16 protein-coding genes are annotated in these 22,926 nt (G+C 59.3%); 12 read left to right on the forward strand and 4 right to left on the reverse strand.

Features of this window, described 5'->3' with window-relative positions:
- Positions 1–85: 85 nt before the first annotated feature.
- From xrtD to ACOXXX_RS19950, 6 genes are all read left to right on the forward strand, one after another.
- Positions 86–1,642: a VPLPA-CTERM-specific exosortase XrtD gene (gene xrtD, locus ACOXXX_RS19925; protein WP_422828383.1), complete on the forward strand. Its 1,557-nt coding sequence runs from the start codon at positions 86–88 to the stop codon at positions 1,640–1,642.
- Between the two features lie 122 nt (positions 1,643–1,764).
- The gene (locus tag ACOXXX_RS19930) at positions 1,765–3,213 is read left to right on the forward strand and encodes a UbiA family prenyltransferase (protein ID WP_422828384.1); all 1,449 of its coding nucleotides are present in this window, start codon (positions 1,765–1,767) and stop codon (positions 3,211–3,213) included.
- A gap of 2 nt (positions 3,214–3,215) precedes the next feature.
- Entirely contained in the window at positions 3,216–3,632 is a 417-nt protein-coding gene (locus ACOXXX_RS19935; protein WP_422828385.1) for a GtrA family protein, read from the forward strand.
- Positions 3,629–4,954, forward strand: coding sequence for an FAD-binding oxidoreductase (locus ACOXXX_RS19940; protein WP_422828386.1), 1,326 nt, complete (start codon positions 3,629–3,631; stop codon positions 4,952–4,954). Before ACOXXX_RS19935 ends, ACOXXX_RS19940 begins: the two co-directional genes overlap by 4 nt.
- Complete coding sequence (locus tag ACOXXX_RS19945) at positions 4,951–5,688, forward strand: SDR family oxidoreductase (RefSeq protein ID WP_422828387.1); 738 nt, start codon at positions 4,951–4,953, stop codon at positions 5,686–5,688. Before ACOXXX_RS19940 ends, ACOXXX_RS19945 begins: the two co-directional genes overlap by 4 nt.
- A complete protein-coding gene (locus ACOXXX_RS19950; protein ID WP_422828388.1) occupies positions 5,685–6,815 on the forward strand; it encodes a hypothetical protein in 1,131 nt (376 codons plus the stop codon). Before ACOXXX_RS19945 ends, ACOXXX_RS19950 begins: the two co-directional genes overlap by 4 nt.
- Before the next feature lie 123 nt (positions 6,816–6,938).
- On the opposite strand, the gene ACOXXX_RS19955 is transcribed toward ACOXXX_RS19950, so the two are convergent.
- On the reverse strand, positions 6,939–8,081 hold the full coding sequence (locus ACOXXX_RS19955; RefSeq protein ID WP_422828389.1) for a polysaccharide biosynthesis/export family protein: 1,143 nt from the start codon (positions 8,079–8,081) through the stop codon (positions 6,939–6,941).
- 313 nt (positions 8,082–8,394) lie between these two features.
- Positions 8,395–11,040, reverse strand: a complete 2,646-nt coding sequence (locus ACOXXX_RS19960) for an aminotransferase class III-fold pyridoxal phosphate-dependent enzyme (RefSeq protein ID WP_422828390.1) — start codon at positions 11,038–11,040, stop codon at positions 8,395–8,397.
- A 604-nt stretch (positions 11,041–11,644) separates the two neighbouring features.
- On the opposite strand from ACOXXX_RS19960, the gene ACOXXX_RS19965 reads away from it, so the two are divergent.
- From ACOXXX_RS19965 to ACOXXX_RS19975, 3 genes are all read left to right on the forward strand, one after another.
- Positions 11,645–12,322 (forward strand): VPLPA-CTERM sorting domain-containing protein, encoded by a 678-nt coding sequence (locus ACOXXX_RS19965; RefSeq protein WP_422828391.1) that lies wholly within the window; start codon positions 11,645–11,647, stop codon positions 12,320–12,322.
- A 333-nt stretch (positions 12,323–12,655) separates the two neighbouring features.
- On the forward strand, positions 12,656–13,036 hold the full coding sequence (locus ACOXXX_RS19970) for a hypothetical protein (RefSeq protein WP_422828392.1): 381 nt from the start codon (positions 12,656–12,658) through the stop codon (positions 13,034–13,036).
- A 25-nt stretch (positions 13,037–13,061) separates the two neighbouring features.
- Positions 13,062–14,651: a hypothetical protein gene (locus tag ACOXXX_RS19975; RefSeq protein ID WP_422828393.1), complete on the forward strand. Its 1,590-nt coding sequence runs from the start codon at positions 13,062–13,064 to the stop codon at positions 14,649–14,651.
- Positions 14,652–14,729: 78 nt separating this feature from the next.
- On the opposite strand, the gene ACOXXX_RS19980 is transcribed toward ACOXXX_RS19975, so the two are convergent.
- On the reverse strand, positions 14,730–17,180 hold the full coding sequence (locus ACOXXX_RS19980; RefSeq protein ID WP_422828394.1) for a tetratricopeptide repeat protein: 2,451 nt from the start codon (positions 17,178–17,180) through the stop codon (positions 14,730–14,732).
- Between the two features lie 1,295 nt (positions 17,181–18,475).
- Between ACOXXX_RS19980 and ACOXXX_RS19985 the strand changes: the two genes are divergently transcribed.
- Genes ACOXXX_RS19985 through ACOXXX_RS19995 form a run of 3 tightly spaced genes read left to right on the forward strand, consistent with a single transcriptional unit; the run spans position 18,476 to position 21,757 of the window.
- Positions 18,476–19,357: an ExeA family protein gene (locus ACOXXX_RS19985; protein WP_422828395.1), complete on the forward strand. Its 882-nt coding sequence runs from the start codon at positions 18,476–18,478 to the stop codon at positions 19,355–19,357.
- The gene (locus ACOXXX_RS19990) at positions 19,354–20,913 is read left to right on the forward strand and encodes a GumC family protein (protein WP_422828396.1); all 1,560 of its coding nucleotides are present in this window, start codon (positions 19,354–19,356) and stop codon (positions 20,911–20,913) included. The genes ACOXXX_RS19985 and ACOXXX_RS19990 overlap by 4 nt, the downstream gene beginning before the upstream one ends.
- A gap of 25 nt (positions 20,914–20,938) precedes the next feature.
- Entirely contained in the window at positions 20,939–21,757 is an 819-nt protein-coding gene (locus tag ACOXXX_RS19995) for a CpsD/CapB family tyrosine-protein kinase (protein WP_422828397.1), read from the forward strand.
- 126 nt (positions 21,758–21,883) lie between these two features.
- Here ACOXXX_RS19995 and ACOXXX_RS20000 read toward each other — a convergent pair whose 3' ends face one another.
- On the reverse strand, positions 21,884–22,918 hold the full coding sequence (locus ACOXXX_RS20000; protein ID WP_422828398.1) for an EpsG family protein: 1,035 nt from the start codon (positions 22,916–22,918) through the stop codon (positions 21,884–21,886).
- Positions 22,919–22,926 lie beyond the last annotated feature (8 nt).

Raw genomic sequence — 22,926 nt, forward strand, 5'->3', positions numbered from 1 at the left:
ACTTTTCTCTAGATGCAGTAATCGAAAGATCGTTCGTACGATGTCAGCAACGGATCAGATTCAGGCTAAGTCATATCCGGGTTGGATGACCTGGGGCCTCTTTTGGCTGCTCGTGGCAATCGTTGCGGCTCTGGTGTTCTTCAAAGACGGCTTCGAGGTTCTCTTCGAAGCCTGGAGCAAGCCCGAGTATAGCCATGGCCCCCTGATCCCGGTGCTGTCCGGTCTGATGTTCCTGCGGGATCTCAAGCTATACCCGGCGCAACCAGGCCCCAAAAGGGACCGGTGGCCGGGACTGGCAGTCGTCTTTCTGTCGATTGTCATTGCGACGTTCGGTTCGATTTTCAACGCGGATTCCCTGACGGCCTATGCGATCATCATCTGGGTTGCCGGGATCCTGTTGATCAGCTTTGGCTGGCATACGGGCAAACACTTCTGGCCACCCGTGCTGCACCTCACGTTCATGCTGCCGCTGCCGGGCCTGGTCTATTACCAGGTGTCCACCGTCCTGCAGCTTGTGTCCTCGGAACTCGGGGTCTGGTTCCTGCAACTCGCGGGCGTTCCTGTCTATCTCGAAGGGAACATCATCGATCTGGGCGTGTTGAAGATGCACGTGGCAGAGGCCTGCTCGGGTCTGCGCTATCTTTTCCCGATCCTCAGCTTCTCCTACATTTTCGCGTTCCTGTATCAAGGTCCGGTGTGGCACAAGGTTGTCCTGCTTCTTGCGGCGGCGCCGATCGCGATCTTCATGAACTCTCTGCGCATCGCCCTGGCGGGCATCCTGGTGCAACATTTCGGAATCGAATGGCTGGAAGGCTTTACCCATTTCTTCGAAGGCTGGGTGATCTTCATGTCCAGCGTCCTGATCCTGATCGGCCTCGCCTGGGTGATGCTCCAGCTCAATCCCCGCAAGATGAGCCTCTCGGAGGCGCTTGACCTCGATACCGATCAGATTCTGCCCCAGATCGCGCGGCTCCAGTTCGTTCGTCCCTCCGCGGCATTGATCGGGGCGGCCGTTCTCATGATCGCGTCCGTGGTTGTCTTACCGATGATGCCCCAACGGGTCCCTGTCATGCCGGACCGCGCGTCTTTCGCGTCTTTTCCGGCCCAGCTTGGAGAGTGGCGCCAGTACGGGCAGGAACAGCGCTTCACACCACGGGTCGAGGAAATCCTGGCCGCGGACGACTATCACGCGGTGCAGTTCAGCCGATCGCCCAACGAGCCCAGCCTGGATTTCTTCACCGCCTGGTATGCAGACCTTGCGGAAGAGGGCGTGCAGCATACGCCCGAGATCTGCCTGCCCGCAGCGGGCTGGGAAATCGCCAAGGTGGAACGGGTCGATATTTCGCAGGAACTGGGGCTGGAAGACTCCTACAGGGTCAACCGCGTCATCCTCCAGAAAGGCGAGAGCCGGATGCTGGTCTACTACTGGTTTACTCATATGGGGCAGGCGATCCCGTCCAACGCCGCTGCCAAGTTGAGCGTCTTGACCAAAGGCATTTTTTCGGAACGTCTGGACGGGGCAATTATTCGGATCACCAGCCCGATCAGCGAGGAGTTGCCCGAGGAAGAGGCGGAAGCGTTGATGATTGACCTTCTGAAATCAGCGCTGCCTCACATCCCGCGGTTCATCCCCGACGCATGATGCCAGAAATTCGGAGTGGCGCGATATAATGCGCTGTTGCCGGACCTGTGCAAGGCATCATTGTCACGTCAGGAAAGCGCGCATTTGGAGGGGCGACATCATTTGCATTCTCATGTAAGCCGATGCCGATGGTGGCTGAGCCCGTTTCCGTGATGCGCGAAATTCTTGTTGTTGATCTGGACGGCACACTCCTCAAGAGTGATATGCTGCTAGAAAGCTTCTGGTCGGCATTCGGCCAGGATTGGCTCAGCCCGTTCGGCTCGGTGGCTGCCCTGTCTCGGGGCAAAGCGCCCCTGAAGCGTTATCTTGCGCGGTCTGCACAGATCAACGTGAAGACGCTTCCCTACGACAGTCAGGTCATTTCCTATGTAGAAGCTTGGCGACAGGCCGGCGGGCGCACAGCACTGGTCACCGCGTCCGACGAAAAATTTGCACAGGATATCGGTGACTACCTTCAGATATTCGACGAGGTTCATGGCTCTGACGGCAGTGAGAACCTCAAGGGGCAACACAAGGCACGCTTTCTGGTTGAGAGATATGGCCAGGGAAATTTCTCTTACATGGGGGATTCCAAAGCCGATCTGGCGGTCTGGAAACACGCAAAACGCGCGATCACCGTCAACCTGTCTGCGGACATGAGAAAACGTGCGACCCAGGTGTCGGCCAGGATCGAGCATCTGGTGACCCATACACCGACGGCAGATGCGTATCTCAAGGCCGTCCGGCCCAATCAATGGATCAAGAATGCACTGGTCTTTCTTCCCATGCTCGCAGCGCACCAGATCGACGGGGCCAGTTTTTTTGCATCTCTGCTGGCGTTCATATCCTTCAGCCTGATCGCATCCAGCGTCTACGTGCTGAACGATCTGCTCGATCTCGAAGCGGATCGGGCCCATCCGCGCAAGCGACAGAGACCCTTTGCGGCGGGCAGGATCCCAATTGCCTCCGGCACATGGATGGCATCGGGCCTTTTAGGCGCGGGCGCGGTTGTTGCAGCTTTCCTGGGCCCGCTCTTCCTGGGCGTTATGCTGGGATATTACGCCCTGACAATGGGATATTCGCTATATCTCAAGCGGCGCATGATCGTCGATATCTGTGTTCTCGCGGGGCTTTATACGATGCGCCTGGTGGCAGGCGGGGCTGCGACCGGTATTCCCCTATCCGTGTGGTTGCTTGCGTTTTCGATGTTCTTTTTCCTGTCTCTCGCGGCCGTCAAACGCCAGGCGGAATTGGTCGACAGCGCGAAGCACGGCAAACTCAAGGCGTCCGGGCGCGGATATCACGTGAGCGATCTTCCCATCATCTCGATGATAGCGATCAGTGCCGGATACGTTGCGGTCCTGGTGATGGCGCTTTATGTGAATTCGCCCGAGGTGGCAGAACTCTACAAGCATACCGAAACCTTGTGGGGCGTCTGCGCCATCCTTGTCTATTGGATCACCCGCACAGTCATGCTCGCGCATCGCGGAGAGATGCATGACGACCCTGTTGTTTATGCTGCCAAGGATAAAATCAGCCTTGTGTGTTTCCTGACCATATTCGTTCTCGCCATTGCGGGAGCGATATTCTGACCTTGCGCGGGCTTGTCTTCAGGTATTCGGCCTTTGCCATCGTCGCGACCATCGCAAATCTTGCTGCGCAGCGTTTGGTGTTGATGCGTGGCGATGATGGGATGACTTTTACGCTGGCGGTCGCGGCAGGGACCCTCGTCGGGCTGATTGTCAAATACACGCTCGACAAGCGATGGATTTTTTACGACCTCGGAACAGGGCTGAAAGGCCATGCCCGGAAGTTCTCGCTTTACACGGCCATGGGGCTGATCACGACGGCGATTTTTTGGGGGACCGAGTCAGCGTTCTGGACGATCTGGCAAACCGACGCCATGCGGGAACTGGGGGCCGTGATCGGCCTCAGTATTGGCTATGTTGTGAAATATACCCTTGATCGGCGATTCGTATTCACTGACAGCCGTCTGGAGATCACATCATGAAGCTGTCAGGCTGGGGGCGCTTTCCTGAAGTCGAGACCACGGTTCATGCCCCGCGCAGTCTGGCCGCACTTCGGGATATGGTGCGGTCAGAGCCGACCCTGATCGCGCGTGGAAACGGGCGCGCCTACGGCGACAGCGCGGTTAACGCCGCCGTAACGCTGGAAACACGGCATCTTGACCGTATGCTGGCCTTTGACGCCGAGGTCGGCCAGTTGATCGCCGAACCGGGTGTGTTGCTGGGCGACATCATCACGGCCTTTCTCCCACGGGGCTGGTTTCCGCTGGTCACGCCCGGCACCAAATTCGTGACGCTTGGCGGTGCGATCGCGGCGGACGTGCATGGCAAGAACCACCATAAGGACGGCAGCTTTCGCGCCTGTGTCGACTGGATCGATGTCATGGATGCCAGCGGTGACATCTCGCGATGCAGCCGTACGGAAAACTCTGTTCTCTTCGAACATACTCTTGGGGGCATGGGCCTGACCGGGATCGTCACCCGGGCCGCAATTCGTTTGCGACCGGTGGAAACGGCCTGGATCCGCCAGACCAGACTCCCGGTGCCGAACCTGAAGGCGGCGATGGATGTGTTCGAAGCGAACCCGGACGCCACCTATTCCGTGGCCTGGATCGATTGTCTTGCGGATGGGGCAGATCTGGGCCGATCCGTGATTTTCCTCGGCGAACACGCCGGGCTGAGCGATCTGTCCGCAGATCGCCGCCAGGCGCCTTTCGATGTGCCGGAAAGACCAAAGCGCACGTTGCCCTTCGACGTCCCGGGGTTTGCGCTCAACAGGTTTGCGGTTCGCGCCTTCAATGCGCTTTATTACCGGGCCGGATCGCGGCAGACGGGACCGCATCTTGTCGATTGGGACCGGTATTTCTATCCGCTTGACTCACTGCTTGAATGGAACCGTATCTATGGCCGCAAAGGCTTTGCTCAGTTCCAATGCGTGTTGCCTCTGGAGGCGGCCGAAGAGGGCCTGTCCGCACTCCTCAAGGCCACCTCCACGGCAGGCGCGGGCTCGTTCCTTGCCGTGCTGAAACGGTTTGGCGCGCAGGACAGTGCGTTTTCCTTCCCCATGAAGGGCTATACCCTGGCGCTGGACTTTCCGGTCAATGCCCAAACGCTGCGCCTGCTTGCCGAACTTGACCGCCTCACGCTCGACCATGGTGGACGTTTCTATCTGGCCAAGGACAGCCGCATGTCTGCGGAAACCTTTGCCGCTTCGGACAACCGGATCGAGGCATTTCGCGCGCAGCGACGGAAAAACGCCTGGCACAAGACCTTTGCTTCGGCCCAATCGGAAAGACTTGCCCTGTGACGAAGCCCCCGGTTCTTATTCTTGGCGCGCGCTCCGACATCGGTAAGGCCACAGCCCATGCCTTTGCTGCTCTGGGCCACCCGATCCAGCTCGCGGCGCGGCGCGTCGATACCCTTGAGGCCGACCGATCCGACATCGCGCTTCGGTACAATGTCGAGGTGGTCTTGCATGAATTCGATGCTCTCGACTGCGCGTCTCATGCAGCCTTTGTAGAGAGCCTGTCCGTTCTCCCGGACATCGCCGTATGCGCGGTTGGGCTGATGGGAGAACAGTCGCATAACGAGCGTGATCCCGAAGCTGCAGTTCGCGTGATGCGCAGCAACTATGAAGGCCCCGCCAGCATTCTGGCGGTGCTTGCCAACCGGTTTGCGGACCGTGGCCACGGGACATTGGTTGGCATCAGCTCTGTTGCCGGCGAACGCGGACGCGCCACGAACTATGTCTATGGCTCTGCCAAAGCGGGATTCACCGCCTTTCTCTCCGGCCTTCGCAATCGCCTCTCCAAGCGTGGCGTGCATGTGGTCACCGTTCTGCCCGGCTTTGTCGCCACCCGGATGACCGAAGGCATGGACCTGCCCGCGAAATTGACCGCTCAGCCTTCCGAGGTTGCCACGGCGATCACACGCGCCGTTGCGAAGAAACAAAGCATCCTCTACGTGCGCCCCGTCTGGCGGCTCATCATGCTGATCATCCGGAATATTCCGGAAAGACTGTTCAAAGAGCGCACAATATGAACCTTCAAGAAACCAGAAACCGGCAGGTTTTGGGTCTGTTTTTGCTGTCCGTCTTGGTTTCTTTCGTCGTCCTGAACAGATGGCTGGTGGTGGATGCTGGTCTTCGGTCGTACGGAAGGGTTTGGCAACTATATATAAGCTATGAAGATTTTGGCTTCATCAGACGTGGACTGTTCGGAACGATATTCTCTGTAAGCAAGATCAACTCGATTTTTGAAAACGAGTATCACTTTTCTATCTTTGCCCATCATGTCGCCATACTGGTTCTTGCAGTGGCTATCCTGGTGTACATCAAGAGAAGCAGGATTGATGATGTTCCTTTGATTGCAACAGTCTTTTTGTCACCAGCGCTCATCATCCAGTCCGGCTATACGACCGGATCACTTGATGTCTTCATATTGGTTCTTATCACCCTGAATATCCTGTATGTCAGAACTACCGCGACGTTTGCTCTTGTCTTGGTAATGGGCATACTCGCTCATGAGCTTTTTGTTTTTACGATACCGGCTCAACTTGTCTCTCACTACATGTCTCTCAAGGCGGGAGGGGAGCAGAAGCCCAGAGAGAAACTGATGATCCCGATCATCGCGACGATCGCGGCCATTACTGTTGTATCCATCTTTGGGAGCGTGAATTTTCCCCGGAGCTATGTCGAAAGCATCATGGCAGAAAAATTGCCGTATGCGGCAGGACAGCACAGTTTATGGAGCGGATACTTTGAGACTTCCGCGACCGCCGCTGAAAATACGTCCTGGTCTGTCTATGCTTTTTTCAAGGAACTTCGGCATGCCGCAGTATTTCTTTTAATACCGCTTCTCTACCTTGTTCTTGTAACCGCACGGTTGATATCTTACTCGAAGAACAAATTGGAGAGATTGGTATTTGTTCTTTCGGCACTTTGTCCGCTGCTTGTCAGTTTCCTTGCAGCCGATTTGTATAGATGGATCGGGATGAGTGCCAATGTCGGGCTTCTGTTGACCCTCTCCATTCTGGAGCGGGAGACAGGGTCGAGATCCAAGATAACCTTCGTCCTGTTGCCGTTCAGCCTTTTGGCACCTTTTGGTGCCGCGCAGATCGACAGGCCTTTCCCGGCCCAGCAGTTGATCTGGGAGAGTCTTTTCGGCTGAAGGCGCCGAACCGCTGACGGCGCTGGAGGTTCCAGCCCGTCAGCGGCGATCCTGTCGCCCTGTAAATCGGGGATTTTTCCCGGCGAACCCTGCGCTTTTTCAGTCCAAGGGGCCGAACGACATTCAGTTCGTAGCGGTCGTGGCAATACTGTCCAGTGTCTGGACCGTACTTGCCGTGCCGGTGATCGCGTTGAGCGTCTTGGTCCATTGCGTGAACGGGGCCTCGGTCACGTAGACCGTGTCGCCGTCGTGTATGTCGAAGTTCCGGGCCAGGAAAAGACCGCTGGGTTCGGTCAGGTTAAGCAGGTAGATCAACCTCTGTTCCGTCGTGAAGGCGGTTCGGCCAAGCACTCTGTTGGCGGTTGCCGGAGTTTCGTCGCGGATCACGAAGATGCCCGTTGGATCTGCAGTGGCATTGCTCAGACCGCCGACCAGCGCAATGGCCTCGAGCGCCGAGAGGGTCTTGGTGCCGAATGGCACGACACCCTGTCTTCCGGTCGCGCCCAAGGCGATGAAACTGCGGGCATCCTGCTCCACGATGATCCGGTCCCCCGGCCGCAGCGCGATGTCGTATTTTGGATTGTCGTAGATGTCCTCGTACCACATCTCGGCCCTGTGGCGTCCGCGGATCACGATCACACGGATGACTTCGGGCTCGCCCACGACGCCACCGGCGTCGGCGATCAGTCCCATCAACCTAAGGCTCGACCGCTGGAGCGGATAGCTGCCTTGCCCCCCGATGCCACTGCCAACGACAGAGACCGTTCCTCCGTCACCTGCGCTGCGCTGCACCACAACCTGCGGCTCCGGCGTTTTTTCGGCCAGCCGATCGGTGATGATCTGGCGCAGACGTTCAGGCGTGTTGCCCATGGCGCGGATACGCCCGGCGTAGGGAATGAAGATGAAGCCGGAATCGTCGACCTGCAGTTCACGGATCGAGGCGGCCCCAGCGCCTTGCGCGAAAAGGCCATCGTCAACGTTCTCGTAAACGGTGAAAGAGAGGGTATCGCCAGGGCGGATCACGCCGGGCGTCAGGGCTCCGGCATTCACGAATTCAGCGGGAAACACGGTGACCGGTTCGGGGGGGATCGCCTGCGTGACGCGCTCGTTCACGGCCACGACGAATGTCGGGACGTTTGCTTCGGACGCCGCATCGAAGATTTCGTTCTTGTTCGGGCCCGACCGCGGTAGACCGCAGGCAGCCAGCGTTGTCAGCAGAAGGACGAGAAAGGCAGCTTTCGTGGCGCGGCGATGCGAAAATGTCATAAGCGGGCTTCCAGTGCAGCTGGACAGTGTTTCAGCTTGTAATCCGCCGGAGGGCGCCCTTCGGACGGCCCGGCAGTAGGTCCTCCTCTTTAATTCAGATCACGGCGTCCTGGGCAATCGCACATCGGACAAATTTCTCACGATTGTTGCACAGAATGATCATTTTCCAGGGCCCGCGCCCGGTCGGTTGATCTTGTCTTCGATATACGTGCGCTCCGGTGTGCCGTGGGGATGCAAGCATCCCCGGGAAACGGCCTCATGTTGCCAGGCAATGCAGTGGGATCTCAGTCGGCACCCGACGGGACGGCTGAGATCATTCCGCTGCCCACATGACCGGGTTCGCCTTGGATGCGATCCTGGACATCGGTGTTCCGGTCCGGGCCGCCGCGATGCGCTTGAAATCGGCGTCTTGCAGGAACGCGCCGTGCCATTGCGGTTCGGCAGGTTCAAAGCCGTGCCGCCGGGCCATCGCCGCCACGCGATCCGCATCCTCGAGGCTGAGGTCACGACCGAGACTGTAATCCTTTGTCTCGCCCTCGAGCGCCAGGAGCATCGTTTCCCCCATGCAGCCCCAGCAGAGATCCTCGGGCAGGGTCTGGAACGGGCCAAGATTGACGGGGAAGGGGGGCCTGATCAGACCGCCGTCGAAGACGAGCACATCCTTGTCAGACAGATCGGCCTGCGCCACGTTCGGCGGGCGCGCCACGTCGCAAACCACGGTGCCCGGGCGCAGCTGCTCCGGATCGACAAGGGCCACGTCGGCGCTGGTGGCCACGAGCACAAGATCGGCCTCGGCCAGGGCTGCGTCCAGATCGGTTGTGATCGCAAGCGGAGCGGCGCGGCCGTTACGGGCGCACGCGCGGGTCAGATCGTCAAACCCGGCCTCGGCCGTTGCCGCGCGCTTTGGCAGCAGCTCGCGGATCGACGCGTTCAATGCACCCACCCGCGAGGTCGGGCGGTCGCCGGACAGTGTCTGGACCACCTCGTCCGCCACTCTGCCCAGCAGGCGCGGCGCATGGGTATTGCCGGCATTCCCGACGAGAGTCAGCTTGCCAGCCCAGCGGGCCATCATCAGGCTGGCCAACCGGCCAATCGCACCGGTGGCGCCGACGACAACCACATGCGCGTCGGTCGGATCCATCCCCGCCCGACGGGCTGCGCGTTCAAGCGCGGTCACCGCCGATACGGTGGTCAGTGTGTTTCCGCTGGTGACCGGCACTCCGCGGCCCGCTACCGCGGCCCCGCCATTGGTGACGATCGACGTGAAGGCGCCAAGACCCAAACGGCTGGCTCCGAATTCGGTCGCCATGTCAGCGGCAGCCCGGATCGTGGCGCGTGCCGCGCCACGGCCCTTGCCGACCATGTCCTTTGGCAACAACGGCACCGACATGATCATGCCTTCGGCCGTCGCACCATCGCGCGAGGTTCCGCCCGCGACGGGCCAGGCGAAGCCCGGACCCACGCCCTTGACCCACTGCATCCAGGTCTTGAGCTCTTCGTCGCTGAAATCGGCAAACGACGGATCAGAGCGCAGGACATCCTCTTCCTCGGTATAGTGGATCAGGAAGCAGAAGCGACCGGGCACCGCCTCGGGAAGATCCCGCGCCGGACCCTGCTGCGGCAGGCTCGGCTCTGTTTCGGCCAGTTTCGCGCGCCGCTTCGATGTCACGAGATGCGCCATGAGTGCGCGGACGTCGCCCTGATGCAGAACGTCGCAGGTATTTTCAAGCGCGCTGACGCACTGGTCGATTTCGGCCCGGCTGGCGACAAGCGGCGGCTGCAGACGCATCACCTGGGCATTGTTGAAGACGGGGGCCGTCAGCACGCCCTGGACATTGAACAGATATGAGCTCAGCAGCCCGATGAAGCCGCCATTGAGCCCACAGAACGCCATGGAGGCGGAATCTCCGCGCTCATGGAGGGCATGGAACTTCAGCCCCTGCATGTAGCCGCGGCCACTCACACCGCTGACCACATCGGGATAGCGCTTCGCGAGCGCCTTCAGCCGTTTCTGGAAATACTGACCGTTGTGCGCCACTTTCTGGATCAGGGCGCTTTCGTCGCGCATCAGCAGATCGAGCGAGGCACTGGCTGCGGCGCAGGCAAGGTTGTTGTTGGCAAAGGTCGAGCTGTGCAGGAACCCGAAACGGTCGTCCCAGACCTCGGGGCGGACGACCATGGCCGAGATCGGCATCAGGCCGCCGCCCAAAGCCTTGCCAAGAAGCAGCATGTCCGGCGCCTCGTCGCAACCGCCACAGGCGAAAAGCTGGCCCGTGCGGCCAAGACCGGTCTGGATTTCGTCAACAATGCTCAACACGCCGTACCGGCGGCAAAGCGCGATGACCGTGTCGAGATAGGTTTCGTCGGTTGGGCAGACCACGCCGCCTTCGCCTTGGATCGGCTCGACGATGAAGGCGGCGATCCGGTCGCCGTCGGCGGCCAGCGTGGCTTCCAGAGCGTCCAGATCGTTGAAGGCGATATATTCGAACCCATTGGCGGGGCCGCCGAAATCCTTCTGATACATGGGCTTTCCAGTCGCCGACAGGGCGCCCATCGTCTTGCCGTGGAATCCGTTTCTGGTCGAGAGAATGACATCGCGACCGGTCCGGGCCTTTGCAAGTTTGATCGCGGCCTCTACCGCCTCGGCCCCTGAATTGGCCAGCATCACCACGCCAAGGTCGTGCGGCGTGATATCGGCCAGCGTTTCCGCCAGTGCTTCGGCTTCGAGAGCGCGCAGCGGCTGCACCATGGCAGGACGCAGGAGGCTTTGCTGCCGGTCGATCGCATTCCAGATGTGAGAGGGATTATGTCCAAAGGGCAGGGCCCCGTATTGCGACAGAAAATCCAGGTACTCGCGCCCGGCAAAGTCATAAAGACTGCAGCCCACGCCGTGAGAAAGTTCAACATCCAGCCCGAACGTTTCGAGCAAACGCGTGCGCGTGGGGTTCAGTCCATGCATGTCTAGTCTCCCATCTTGTTCATCTCGCCTGCAAACGAGGCGAGCTATTGGAAACAATTGTTTGCAAAAGGGGCGACAATTTGGCCGAAACGGACCGTTTACTTGTCTTAAGCGCTTAACTTTACGCAAGCGCGGACGGCAGCGTGATGGATGGCGCGGACGCCACGCACACCGCCTGAAGCGTGTGTCCGGTCTGCGCATCACTGCATAGAAACTGCCAACACGACAGATGAACTCTGTAACCAGAAAGATGAATGACTGGCTACCTAGCGGGCGATTCGGGAGGATGCAAAGCCGTTGGACGCCGCAGGATGGCAAGTGAGTCGAAATTGCCACTACGCTGCGCAAACTTTCGCCAACCAGCAGACAGACGATCCACAAGACGGGCAACGTTGCCGAGAGATGCCTTGTCCTCTGTTCGCAAAGCAGGTGGACGATGGCCGTGCAACGTGCTCTGCGGTGGTCTTGGGGCCGCGGCCCCGCGCCGTTTCGGCGGGGCGCAATCCCTGATTGCCGAAATTCCAGAGCACTCTCCCGGATTCGAAATACCTTAATATCCCTGATGAAAAATGCTATAGTGAGTCGTTATTCTGGGGGTTATGTGATGATTAAGAAAATTCTTATGGCCACAATGGCAGCAGCGTTCTTGGCGCCCGCTGCACAGGCGAGTTCATTTTCGCCGTACCAATCGCTGACGTTCAATGCATTGCCTGAGATTAAGAATCCCGGGAAAAAGAACGAGACCGTTGAGATCAAAAGTTGGACCTTGACGTGCACCCATTGCAGCATGACGGCGTTTTTCGACACCGACGGCCTTGCATATGACAACACTGGAGCGCTCGATATTGTCGGATCGCTCGGAGAGGTCGGCTCGGCTTTCGGCGATCTCTCAAGCTCCGGGGATTCCGCTGAAACGGCCTTTCTGAACGCTGCGGCGACGGCAGCCGGGGATACCCCTGTGTCGGGCAGCTTTCAGAAAACGGGAGATACGAGTGATCCGAATGCCGGGATTGGTGTCCCGACCGACGACGGCGACTATTTTCTTTGGAAAGCCTCCGGCTACGCTGGTCTCGCCAAGATACTCGAGATCGGCGAAAACAACTCTTTTACGTTCACTGGGCGCCACGATCTGAGCCACACGGCCCACATCAGCGTTTTCACAGGCGATCCCAGGGATCCGCCGAGCCCGGTGCCGCTGCCCGCCGGACTGCCGCTCTTGCTTGGCGGTCTGGGGATCTTTGCCCTGATACGCCGCCGTCAGGGATCTCGGGCTTCTGCCTGATACCCTGCGGGTTCCGGAACCTGCCTCCGTCTGATCGTGAGGCAGGGCAGGGATGTCCTGAACATTGAGATGGCGGCCGACCGGATATCCCGGACTGCCGCCTTTCCCTTTACCGGGACCCTTCGACGCCGAAATGCCGCCAGGCATTTGTCTGCGAGATTTTCTTCTTCCAGACTTCCCAAGGCCAGCGTGCCGTCGCCCCGCCCATTTCAATGACACGGGCACAGCCAGCGGCTCCCGTGAAATCTGCGAATTTCGCTGTCCTGCGCATGACATTCACCCTATGAACAGTGACCAGGGGCATGTCCGGCCTCGTGAAATTTCGAGGGTTGGATGGACCTGAATTGGAAGAATTTCTGGTATGAAAGCAAGGGCTGGCTCGCTGACGAGTTTGGCGTCGTGAGAGACCAGTTGCATGTGCATTTTGGTCTCTTCGTGTTTCTGTTTATAGCTATGCTTTTGCGAAACCGCCGCTACGGGGCGCTCATGGCGTGGATCGTGGTTGCAAGCCTTCAGGCCATCAACGAGGCGCTCGATGCGCGGGACTGGATGAACTGGACCGGATCCGTGAACTGGGGTGAAATTGCATCGGACACGATCGCGACCCTGTTCTGGCCCACCGTCCTTCTGGTGCTCTGGCAATCGCTTGGCCCGCGTCGGTCGCACCCGGAGGTGGAAACGACCCGCAGCAAATCTTCTCATCAAGGCTTGTAATCTTTCGGAGTTTTGGCTGGACGCGGTGCTCGGAGTTGATCAAGTTCGCTGCATGCGAGCCCTCATTTCATTCTGCCACGCGGCGCTTCTGTCGGTTTTGCCGAGCGTACCGCTTTGGGCGAATACGGTCTCTTTGGGCGGAAGCGACCTGGTTCAGGTTCTTCCAAACGTCTGGACGGCGCCGGAACTGGCCCTGCCCGAGAGTGATCCCGAGTTGCCCATCCTCGGCCCCGCCGCGCGCCAGGACGGCGCGCGGCTGTTGCGGCATCTGAGCGGCGTCAATGAAATCAATGGCTTCGCAGGCGTTCTTTACGACAATCGGGATCGCGGGCATTCGACCCTAGATCCGGAGGTTTACCCGCAGCTCCCGTTCCTGAAATACAGCCCCGAACTTGTTGAAAAGGAACTCGATTTCGGGTTGGCGGGCCACATCCTCTTGCCTGTTGTCGTGCTCGGTAACTCCTCGACCGCGATGACCGGAGGAGCCATGCAACGCAGCTTGCCGCGGCTTGCGATGACACAGCCGTTCTGGCGCGCGGTCACCCCGCTGCTTTATACCAACAACCACATCTACGTGTATCCCGAGCATCGCGACCACGATGCCGAAGATCGGTTTCCGCTCAACTGGCCCTACATGATCGTGAGCCAGGGCTCGTCGGGTTCCGACAAAGCGTTTCTAGGTGCTGTGGCCATGACGCTGGCGGCTTTTCCCTCCGACACCTTTGCCACGCTTGACGCGCAGCGGCTTGTGGCTCCGACCGTGCAAATGATCCTGCGCCATAACCTGAAATCGGTTGAATCCCGTGCGGACTACCTGTCGGGCAGGGCGCATCCGCCGGTCTTCGACGGGCGCGATATCCGCCCGGGCCGGATGGTGGCGCAAGCCGCCGAGATGCGTCCCGAAGACATTCCACCGCTGGTGCGGCTGCGGGTCACGGACGAGTCGTTTGCCGAGGCTGCCGGACTGGCCGGCCTGAGTGAGCGTTTGATCGACAGCCCCTCCGCGATCGGGCGGTTGTGGCGCGGCTTTGCCTGGGAACAGGAAATGACGGTGACTGCCGAAGACACCGTGGCGCCGAACGACCGGCCCTTCACCTTCGAGTGGCGATTGCTGCGCGGCGACCCCGATCTTGTCCAGATCGTACCGCAGTCCCCCGACGGGCGCACCGCACGGATCCGCATTGCCTGGCACGATCCGTGGACCGAAACCGAAACCCGGGGAAACAAGGTCTCAGAGCGCCGCCTATCGCGTGTGGATATCGGCGTCTTTGCGCATAACGGTGTAAATGACAGCGCGCCGGCCCTGATCTCGATCGATTTTCCCGAGCATCAGGCCCGTGCGTATACCAACACTGCCAAGGGCAGGCGGCTGGCCTCGGTGGATTACAATGCGACTGGTCGCGGCGCCTATTTCGACCCCATTCTCTACTGGACAGCTCCCTGGACCGATACCGCGCGTTACGACGAAGCCGGTGCGCTTGAAGGCTGGGAGCGGCGCGGCCCCGGCGAAGAGACGGCCTTTGTGCCGTCAGGCGCGGATATGCTGCCCGCGCAGCGTCACGCGGTCGATACCAGCGATCCGGGAAAGCCCGTTCTGCGACCCATCTCAGAGTGAAGATCTTCGCCACCGGACAACAAAGCCTGACTGACCTACCGGCCGGGCACGCCGGGGTCGCTCCCGCGGCGGCGCACGTCAGTTTTCGGCGGTGCCTGCGTTCTGAAGGCTCTGGATCAGGCTGCGGGCCTCTTCGATCTGCGGACGGTTGTCGGCCGGGCCGGCGATCTCGATGGCCGTACGGAACTGCTCAAGTGCGTCCTGCGGACGGTCGAGGGCGTTGTAGATCTGGCCAAGGTGGTATTGCACCAGCGGATCATTCGGCAAACCTTCCGCCGCATCCTCGAGATAGGGCAGCGCCTGTTCCGTGTTGCCGCGACGATGCAGGATCCAGCCATAGGTGTCCTGCATCTGCGGCACTTCTGCGTCGCGCAGACGCCGGGCGATGATCCAGGCGCGCTCCAGGCTTTCGGCGTCATCACGATGGGTGGTCAGCATGCTCGCCAGATTGTTGGCGATCACCGGGGAGTTGGAATCCTCGGCATAGAGCCGCTCGTAGATCGCGATGGCCCCGTCAATGTCTCCGTCCTGATCGCGGAAAGAAGCTTCGGCCCAAAGCAGGTTGGCCGCGTCGGGCGTATGGCTCAAGCCTTCCTCAATCGTGGCCTTGGCGATTTCGCGATCGCCCTGGATACGATGCAGCCGCGACAAGTCCATCCAGATGTCGGGCCGTGCCGGGTTGGTTTCGAGAAGATCGCGGTAGATCGAGATCGCCTGATCCAGATTGCCATGCAATGAATTGGCGACCGCCAAGACGATCCCGACGGCCTCGTTTTCAGGGTTTTCCTGCCGAAGCTGTTCGGCCAGAACAATCGCGCCTGCAGTGTCCCCGACGGACATCTGCGCACGCACAAGAGCAATTCGGGTGGCAAGCGTGGCATCTTCCTCGGTCGCGAGACCTTCGAGAAAGGTAAGCGCCGCGTCAACGCCACGTTCCTGGTTCAGCCGCTCGGCCTCGATCCCGTTGGCGGCCCGTATCGCGACTTCATTGTCGAGGCGTCGCAGCGCATCGGCGACGCCCTGCGCCCGGCCATAGTCCTCCATGCGCAGATAGAGATCGCCCAGAAAGGCCAGCAGGTCGATATTGGTCCGCGCCAGCCGAAGCGCCGACAACAGGATATCCTCGGCCGGGAGATAGCTTTCCTCGTTGACCAGCAAACGCGCATAGCGAAGTGTCTCTTCCGGTGCGTGGCCCGAGGCCTCGACAGCTTGCGCCAGGAAATCCTTGGCAAGGGTCGCCTGACCCGCCCGCGCGTAAGCATCGGCCATCAGCGTCATCGCCTCGGCATCTTCCGGCGACTGGTCGAGCGCCAGCCGGAGGCCGCTGAGCGCGGCATCGGTGTCATCTGCTTCGATCTGCCAGGCGGCCTGCATCTTGAGCGCCTGGGGATGCGTGCTCTGTTCTGCAAGAACCTCCTCGACCCGGGCCCGGGCACCGACCTCGTTGCCGGTGGCCAACAGCATCTTGGCCAGGGTGATCTTGATGTCGCGGTTCTCTTCGGACGGCTCGGCATCCTCCAGAAGACCCTGGAGTGTTTCGATGGCTTCGTCGCGTCGGCCCTGGGTGAAATCGAGGCTTGCCGCCAGCGTCTGAAACCGCGCCGGGTTGGGGCGTTCGGCGATGGCTTTCTCGATCTCCACCCGGGCGGCATCGAGACCGCGCAACTCGGCAAGGAAGCGGATCAGGTCTAGTGTCGGGGCCGGATCTTCCGGATCGGATTTCTCGGCGAGGTCGCGCAGGACAGCCTCGGCCGAGTCCAGGTCGTTCCGCGACAGATAGAACCGGATCAGCGTGGCCTGGTGTGTTGGATCGTTGGGAAAGAGCCGGATCATGTCGCGCAATTGCTCTTCGACCGCCTCCATGTCACCGGACTGAGCCAGGATGCGCATCCGTTCCTGGTAATTGCGGCTGTTCGTGGGATCGTAGTCGATCACCCAGTCGATTTCGGCAAGAGCGCGGGTGTAGTCCTGTTCCAGAACCGCATAGTCGACAAGAATGTTGCGCAGCAACACATTTTCGGGCTGATCGGCCACCATCGCCTCGGCCTGGCGGCCCAGCTCGCGGCGCGCTGCCATGCCGTCTTCGCGGCTGGCCTTCCGGTAATCGCGCACCAGAGTCATTGCCTGAACCCGAGGATCCTCTGGCGCCAGCTCGGCGGCGCGGGCACCATGACGGTCGACTTCTTCCCAGTTGCCGCCAAGAAACGCCAGTTCTGTCAGAATGATCCGGGATTCGAGATCGTCGGGGTCCTGTTCCGCCAGAAAGAGATACTGGCGGTAGGCACCCGGACGGTCGCCACGCTCCAGCAGCAGCTCGGCCATTGTGCGGCGCGCCGCAGTATGACTTTCGTTCAGCTCGAAGACGTTGCGCAATTCCACGATCGCACGGTCGATATCCCCTTCGGCCACGAGCGACAGGGCGCTTTGGTAATGTCCTTCGGCCCGTTCTTCCACAGATTTACAGGCAGACAGTGTCAGGGTCGCGCTGACGATCAGGATGGCGGTGAAAAGGCGCCGCAAAAAATGCACAACAAGCTCCTTGGCTTAAACGATTAAACACAAACGCGCTCTACAGCGGTCAAATGCGCGTTCAACAGTGTTTCCAACTATATGCTTTTCCACAAGACCGCAAAAGCTTCTCGACGCCCCGCCTCGCGCGAGTTTGAAGATTGCGGCCTGTATTTCATGTCTGTGCGTCACATGTGTGTCTGGGCCACAGCCACAGGGCCGGTCCTTTGATGCCCCCTCGGCGACAATACGCGGAATGCAGCCCGTTTTGTGAAGGCGGGGCGCCGCTCTGCCCGCGGTCCCGTCAAAGGCCCGGCCACCTTTGCGAATCAGGTAACACACGCACCCCCGGGCGCCGATCATGGTCGAACGCCGCCTCTGCCCGGACCGGGATGCCCGGAGCACCCAGGCGGATCTTGTGCTTGCCCGGCGGTTGCCAAGCCTATCCGGTCACCTGAGGCTGACCAATGGACCAAACGGCCATTACAGGGGCCCGCCCCAAATATCTTTACATAACCTTCATTATTGGCCCATACGCCCTGTTGCCACCAAGCAGAAATGCCTCTCGCGCGCATACACCAATGGTTCTGCGACATGCGAAGAAAGCCCCCCTATTTCCTGCCAGGTTCACTTTGCTGACCTGGACTTGGAGAGATGAATGACTGGAACTGCTGATCTGGGCGCTGAGTGGAGCAAAACCTGACAGGGCTGCGATATCCGAGGCCTCCGCCCTGCCCTCACATGAATCTCTTGCTATAACAAAATGTTTTTTAAAAGAAACTTCACTTGAGTACGGGCTTTTCATACGCAACGATCACGTCAAGCATGTCACATATTCAAGTCAGATTCCCGGTGCCGAACATGTCGGAAATCGACCGCCTCTTTTCAGCACTCGAACGGACGGACATCTTCAGGCAGCCTGACATTTCCATCCAAGAGCCGCTTGTGCTGCAGCGGCGCGCCCTTGCGCCCGAAGGGCTGGCAAAGCGACGATTCCCGGCGGATCAGACAATCCAGGCTCTCCGTTCGGCGACCATCGGCAACGGTTGCGCCCCCTCGCACAGAATTGTTAACGAAACCGGGATCAATCTCCGCCACGTCCAGCCTGTACTTGGGCACCGTGTCAAGATAGCTGTAGTATGCGTGTCCAGAGTTCTGCTAAATTCCCTCGTCACCGGTTTTCGAAGGGCTGCGCCGGGGGGCTAAACGTTGTACAAGGTTCATAAGTTGCCATGTTTCCCATATCCTGCACATCCGTCTACATTTGCAAGTTGCGGACACCCTACCGACCCTGGACCCGGTGAAACGAGCAAAGCATGACAGCCGCCCTTTACAACGACCACTTCGGATTTCACGAGCGCCCGTTTTCGCTGTCGCCCGATCCGGAATTCCTGTTCTGGTCAAAAGCGCATACCCGCGCCCTGTCCGTACTGGAGTATGGTTTGATGACCCGCGCACCGCTCACGGTCGTCTCGGGCGAGGTAGGCACGGGCAAGACCACGCTGATTCAGGCGCTGCTGCGCCGTGTCGAAGACAGTGTGACTGTCGGGCTGATTTCAAACGCCCGTGGCGACCGGGGTGCCTTGCTGCGCTGGGTTCTGGGCGCCTTCGATTTGCAAGCGCCCGAAGGCGCGGACTACGTGAGCCTGTTCCAACAGTTCCAGGATTTCGTTCTGGCCGAATACGCAGCCGCGCGGCATGTGGTGCTGATTGTGGACGAGGCCCAGAATCTGGGAACCGACGCGCTGGAGGAGTTGCGTCTGCTGACCAACATCAACTCCGGCAAGGACGAATTGCTGCAAATCATCATGGTGGGTCAGCCCGAGCTGCGCGACATGATCTGTCAGCCCGAATTGCGCCAGTTCGCGCAGCGTGTGACGGCCACCTACCATCTGGAGCCGATGGATCAGGACACGACAGTGAAATACATCTCTCACCGTCTGGAACAGGCTGGCGGCACCGGCCAAGAATTCACCCCTGAAGCGATCAGCGCCATCTTCAACGAATCCGATGGTATTCCACGCATGGTCAACAAGCTGTGCGACCTCGCTCTGGTCTATGCGTCCAGCGAGGGAGAACCGCGGGTAGAACGCGCAACAATCGAAGAACTGGTCCGGGACGGGCTGATCCTGAAACCCTTTCGCTCACCGCTCGTACTGACCGGCCAGATCTATGGGCTTGGAAAGGCGGCAGAATGAACCTCGATCTTGGTTTCTACTGGGCCCTGCTTTTGCGGCGCCTGCCGGTCATGATCCTGTTCGTCCTGCTGTTTTCGGGGATGGGTCTCGTTGCCGCGCTGAAACTGCCCGATGTTTATTCGACCTCTGCGCGGCTCTTGTTCGAAGAGCCGCTTATTCCCGACAGCATGGTCTCGTCGACCGTCCGGGCCAGCGCGGCAGAACAGCTTGAAATCATCGAGCAGCGGCTTCTGACACGTGCCAACCTGATCGACATCGCCAACAGGTTCAACGCGTTCGAAGACATGGACGAGATGGCGCCGGACACCGTGGTCGCGGCGATGCGCGACGCAACAAGTGTTCGCCGCACCCGCGGCGGCCGCGGCGATCAGGCGACGCTGATGACCATCAGCTTCAAGTCACGCTCACCGCAGATCGCCGCGAACATCGTCAATGAATTTGTCACCTTGGTGCTTGATGAGAACGCAAGGTTCCGGGCCGCGCGGGCAGAGAACACGCTGGAATTCTTCGAGCAGGAGGTCGAGCGGCTGAACGGCGATCTCGATCGCCAAAGCGCGGAGATTTCCGTCTTCAAATCCGAAAACGCCAACGCCCTCCCCCAGGACCAGGCGTATCGGCTGGGGCGACAGACCCTGCTTCAGGAACGTCTTGCCTCGCTTGAAAGGGACCTGAAAGGCCTTGATCAACGACGCGAGAGCCTGCAGCGGACGTTCGAAGCCACTGGCTCTCTCAACCAGAGGCCGAGGACCGCGCCACGCAGCGCGCAGAGCGAGGAGTTGCTTGTCAGCAAAGCCGAACTTGAAAACCTGAGAAAAGACTATTCCGAGGACAATCCGCGGATCATGCGCCTGAAGAACCGGATTGATCGTCTCGAAGCGATCGTCAGCGTCCAGAACGCCCGAGTTGACGGCGTCGAAGAGGAAGATCCCGTGTCTTCGCAACAGGCCCTTCTGGATGCGACGTTCGCGGAAATCGACAGCGAGGCCGAGACCTTGCAAGCAACGATCGACAGAACCACGGCAGAGCTGGAGGAATTGCAGAAAAACATCGCCAGCAGCGCCTCCAATGCCATCCAGCTTGCGGAACTGGAACGCGACTACGAGATCATCCAGACCCGTTACAGTTCCGCCGTGACCAACCTGAATGCGTCACGCATGAGCGAACGGCTGGAGAGCACGGCCCAGGGCCAGCGGATCACCGTGATCGAGAATGCGAACGTTCCGCGCGTGCCCAGCGGGCCTGACCGGCTCCTGATCGCGGCCGGGGCCATCATTGCCGGTATCGGACTGGCCGTCGGGTATTTTGCCCTGCTGGAGGTCCTGAACAGAGTCATACGGCGGCCCGCTGAACTTTCGGAACGCTTCAGCATCGAGCCGATTGCCACCATTCCCTATATGGAAAGCCGTGGGGAACGCGTGCTGCGCCGCACCGGCATGATCACGACGACGCTCGCTGTTCTGATCGCCGTTCCAGTGGGTTTGTGGTACGTCGATACCCATTATCTCCCCCTCGAACTGATCGTTCAAAAGGGCCTTGATAAACTTGGACTTGGCTAGCGCTAGCCTAGGAACGGACATTCACATGGAAAAGCTGCAAGCTGCCCTCGATAAGGCACGCAAGTCCCGCACCGAGCACAGCGCACTACCTGGCAGGCGGCATGACACGCGCGAGGTCAAGGCGGATGTACCCGATACCGTGCTGGCTCGCTGGCAGGCGCTGACCCCGTTCGAGGTTCAGGAGAAACACCTCGTTCAGCACCGGATTGTCACCCGTCTGGCCGGAAAAGCGGCAACCCCCTTCGACATCCTGCGCACCAAGACGCTTTTGCAGATGCGCCAGAATGGCTGGAAACGGCTCGCCATAACCTCACCGATGCCGAACTCCGGCAAGACCACAACCGCCTGCAATCTGGCGCTTGGCCTGGGCCGACAGCGCGATCTTCGCTCCATCCTCCTCGATCTGGACCTGCGCGATCCCTCTGCACAAAGTTTTTTCGAGACAACGCCGCCACATGGTATCGGCGAGGTGCTGACAGGCGCCGTGCCCTTCGAAAAACAGGCACTGCGATACGGGGACAACGTCGCGGTATCCATGGCACAAAAAGCCGAGACCGACCCGACACGGATCCTGCTGTCCGAGGACGCCACTGCAGCCATCGACGAGATCGAGGCCACCTACGAGCCCGATGTGATGATTTTCGACCTGCCCTCGGTCCTGGTCAACGACGACACCCGCGCCTTTCTCAAGAACGCCGACTGCGCGCTTATCGTGGCGCGCGCCGATACCACCCAATACGAACAATTCCAGACCTGCCGCCGCGAGATCGAACAGCAAACCAATCTCCTGGGCGTCGTGCTGAACGCCTATCGGCACGACAAAAGATCATCTAGGTCAAGCTGACATCCACCGGCGCAGGCTGCTTGCCTGCGGACGCGATGACGATTCAGCCCGAAAGCGTCAGTCGAACACCGGGAAAGCTCCGGCCCGGCCGTAAGAACCGTTTTCTAACGCTCCAAAGCAATCTGCTCAAAAGAACCATGTATTGTCATATGGTATATAACAGTATGTTGCGTGCCGCGAGCTCAAGAACCACAAAAATGAATAACTGCCGTATGCCAGAACAGCGAGCCAATGACCTTGCGACGGCTTTTTAAAGAGAACAGCACCAACGTATACGCAAAGCAGAATGGAAAGCGGCATCACATAGTAATTCAGACGATGCAGGGCAATCGAAGACAGAACCACCAAGGGTGCCAGAGCCAAGATGATCAGAGCACCCAGTTTGAGCAAAGGATAGACATCAGGAAATCTCTCTTGAACTTTCACACGATTAAAAATCAGGAATGGCACTGGAAGAAGGATGAGTGTGTATCGAATGATCGCGCCACCGGAGGTTACGGAGCCGTCGATATACCGATTTTCGTAGGTATCGAAACGATCCGCCAGGAGAAGACCCACGATCGGCCCCAGAACAACCAGGCTCGCGGCCAGTCGCCATGTATTGACCTCACGTCCGGCCAGTAGGGCGATCGGCAGGAACATGATAACGCTGGCGTGGAACTGCATCCCAACCAGTATCCAGGCCGCTGTCCAAAGCTTTTTGCGCCTTGCAAATGCATTGAACGCCAGCATCAGAAAACCACCGGCCATAGCCTGCCGTATGCCCGACATGCCAAGCTGAATGATGATGACCGGGAATAATAAAGCCAAGATCAGCGGGGCAAATGGATGAGCCTTCGCAAATCGAATATAACAGAAGACCAGTATGATTGAGGCCGCAACATTGAGCCATGTGTACTCAAAACCGTAAGCCTTGATCGACCCCATGAGAAACGAGAAGCCGGCCTCCTCTCCCTGGAAAAGCTGCATCAGTTCATCAGGCGGATAAAAATTTTCCCATCTGTGAAGATAGCCGTAGTAGTCACATCCGGTTGCATACCGAAATCCCATGAACCAGACAAGAAAAAGCCCGGAGAACAGGAAGAATACCGTATGCTTACGGTCGTAATTCCCAATAGCTGAAAGGGCGAGCCCGGTATAAATACCAATATAGACAAACATGGTTAAAG

The sequence above is a fragment of the Thalassococcus sp. BH17M4-6 genome (assembly GCF_049323015.1).
Classification (GTDB): Bacteria; Pseudomonadota; Alphaproteobacteria; order Rhodobacterales; family Rhodobacteraceae; genus Puniceibacterium.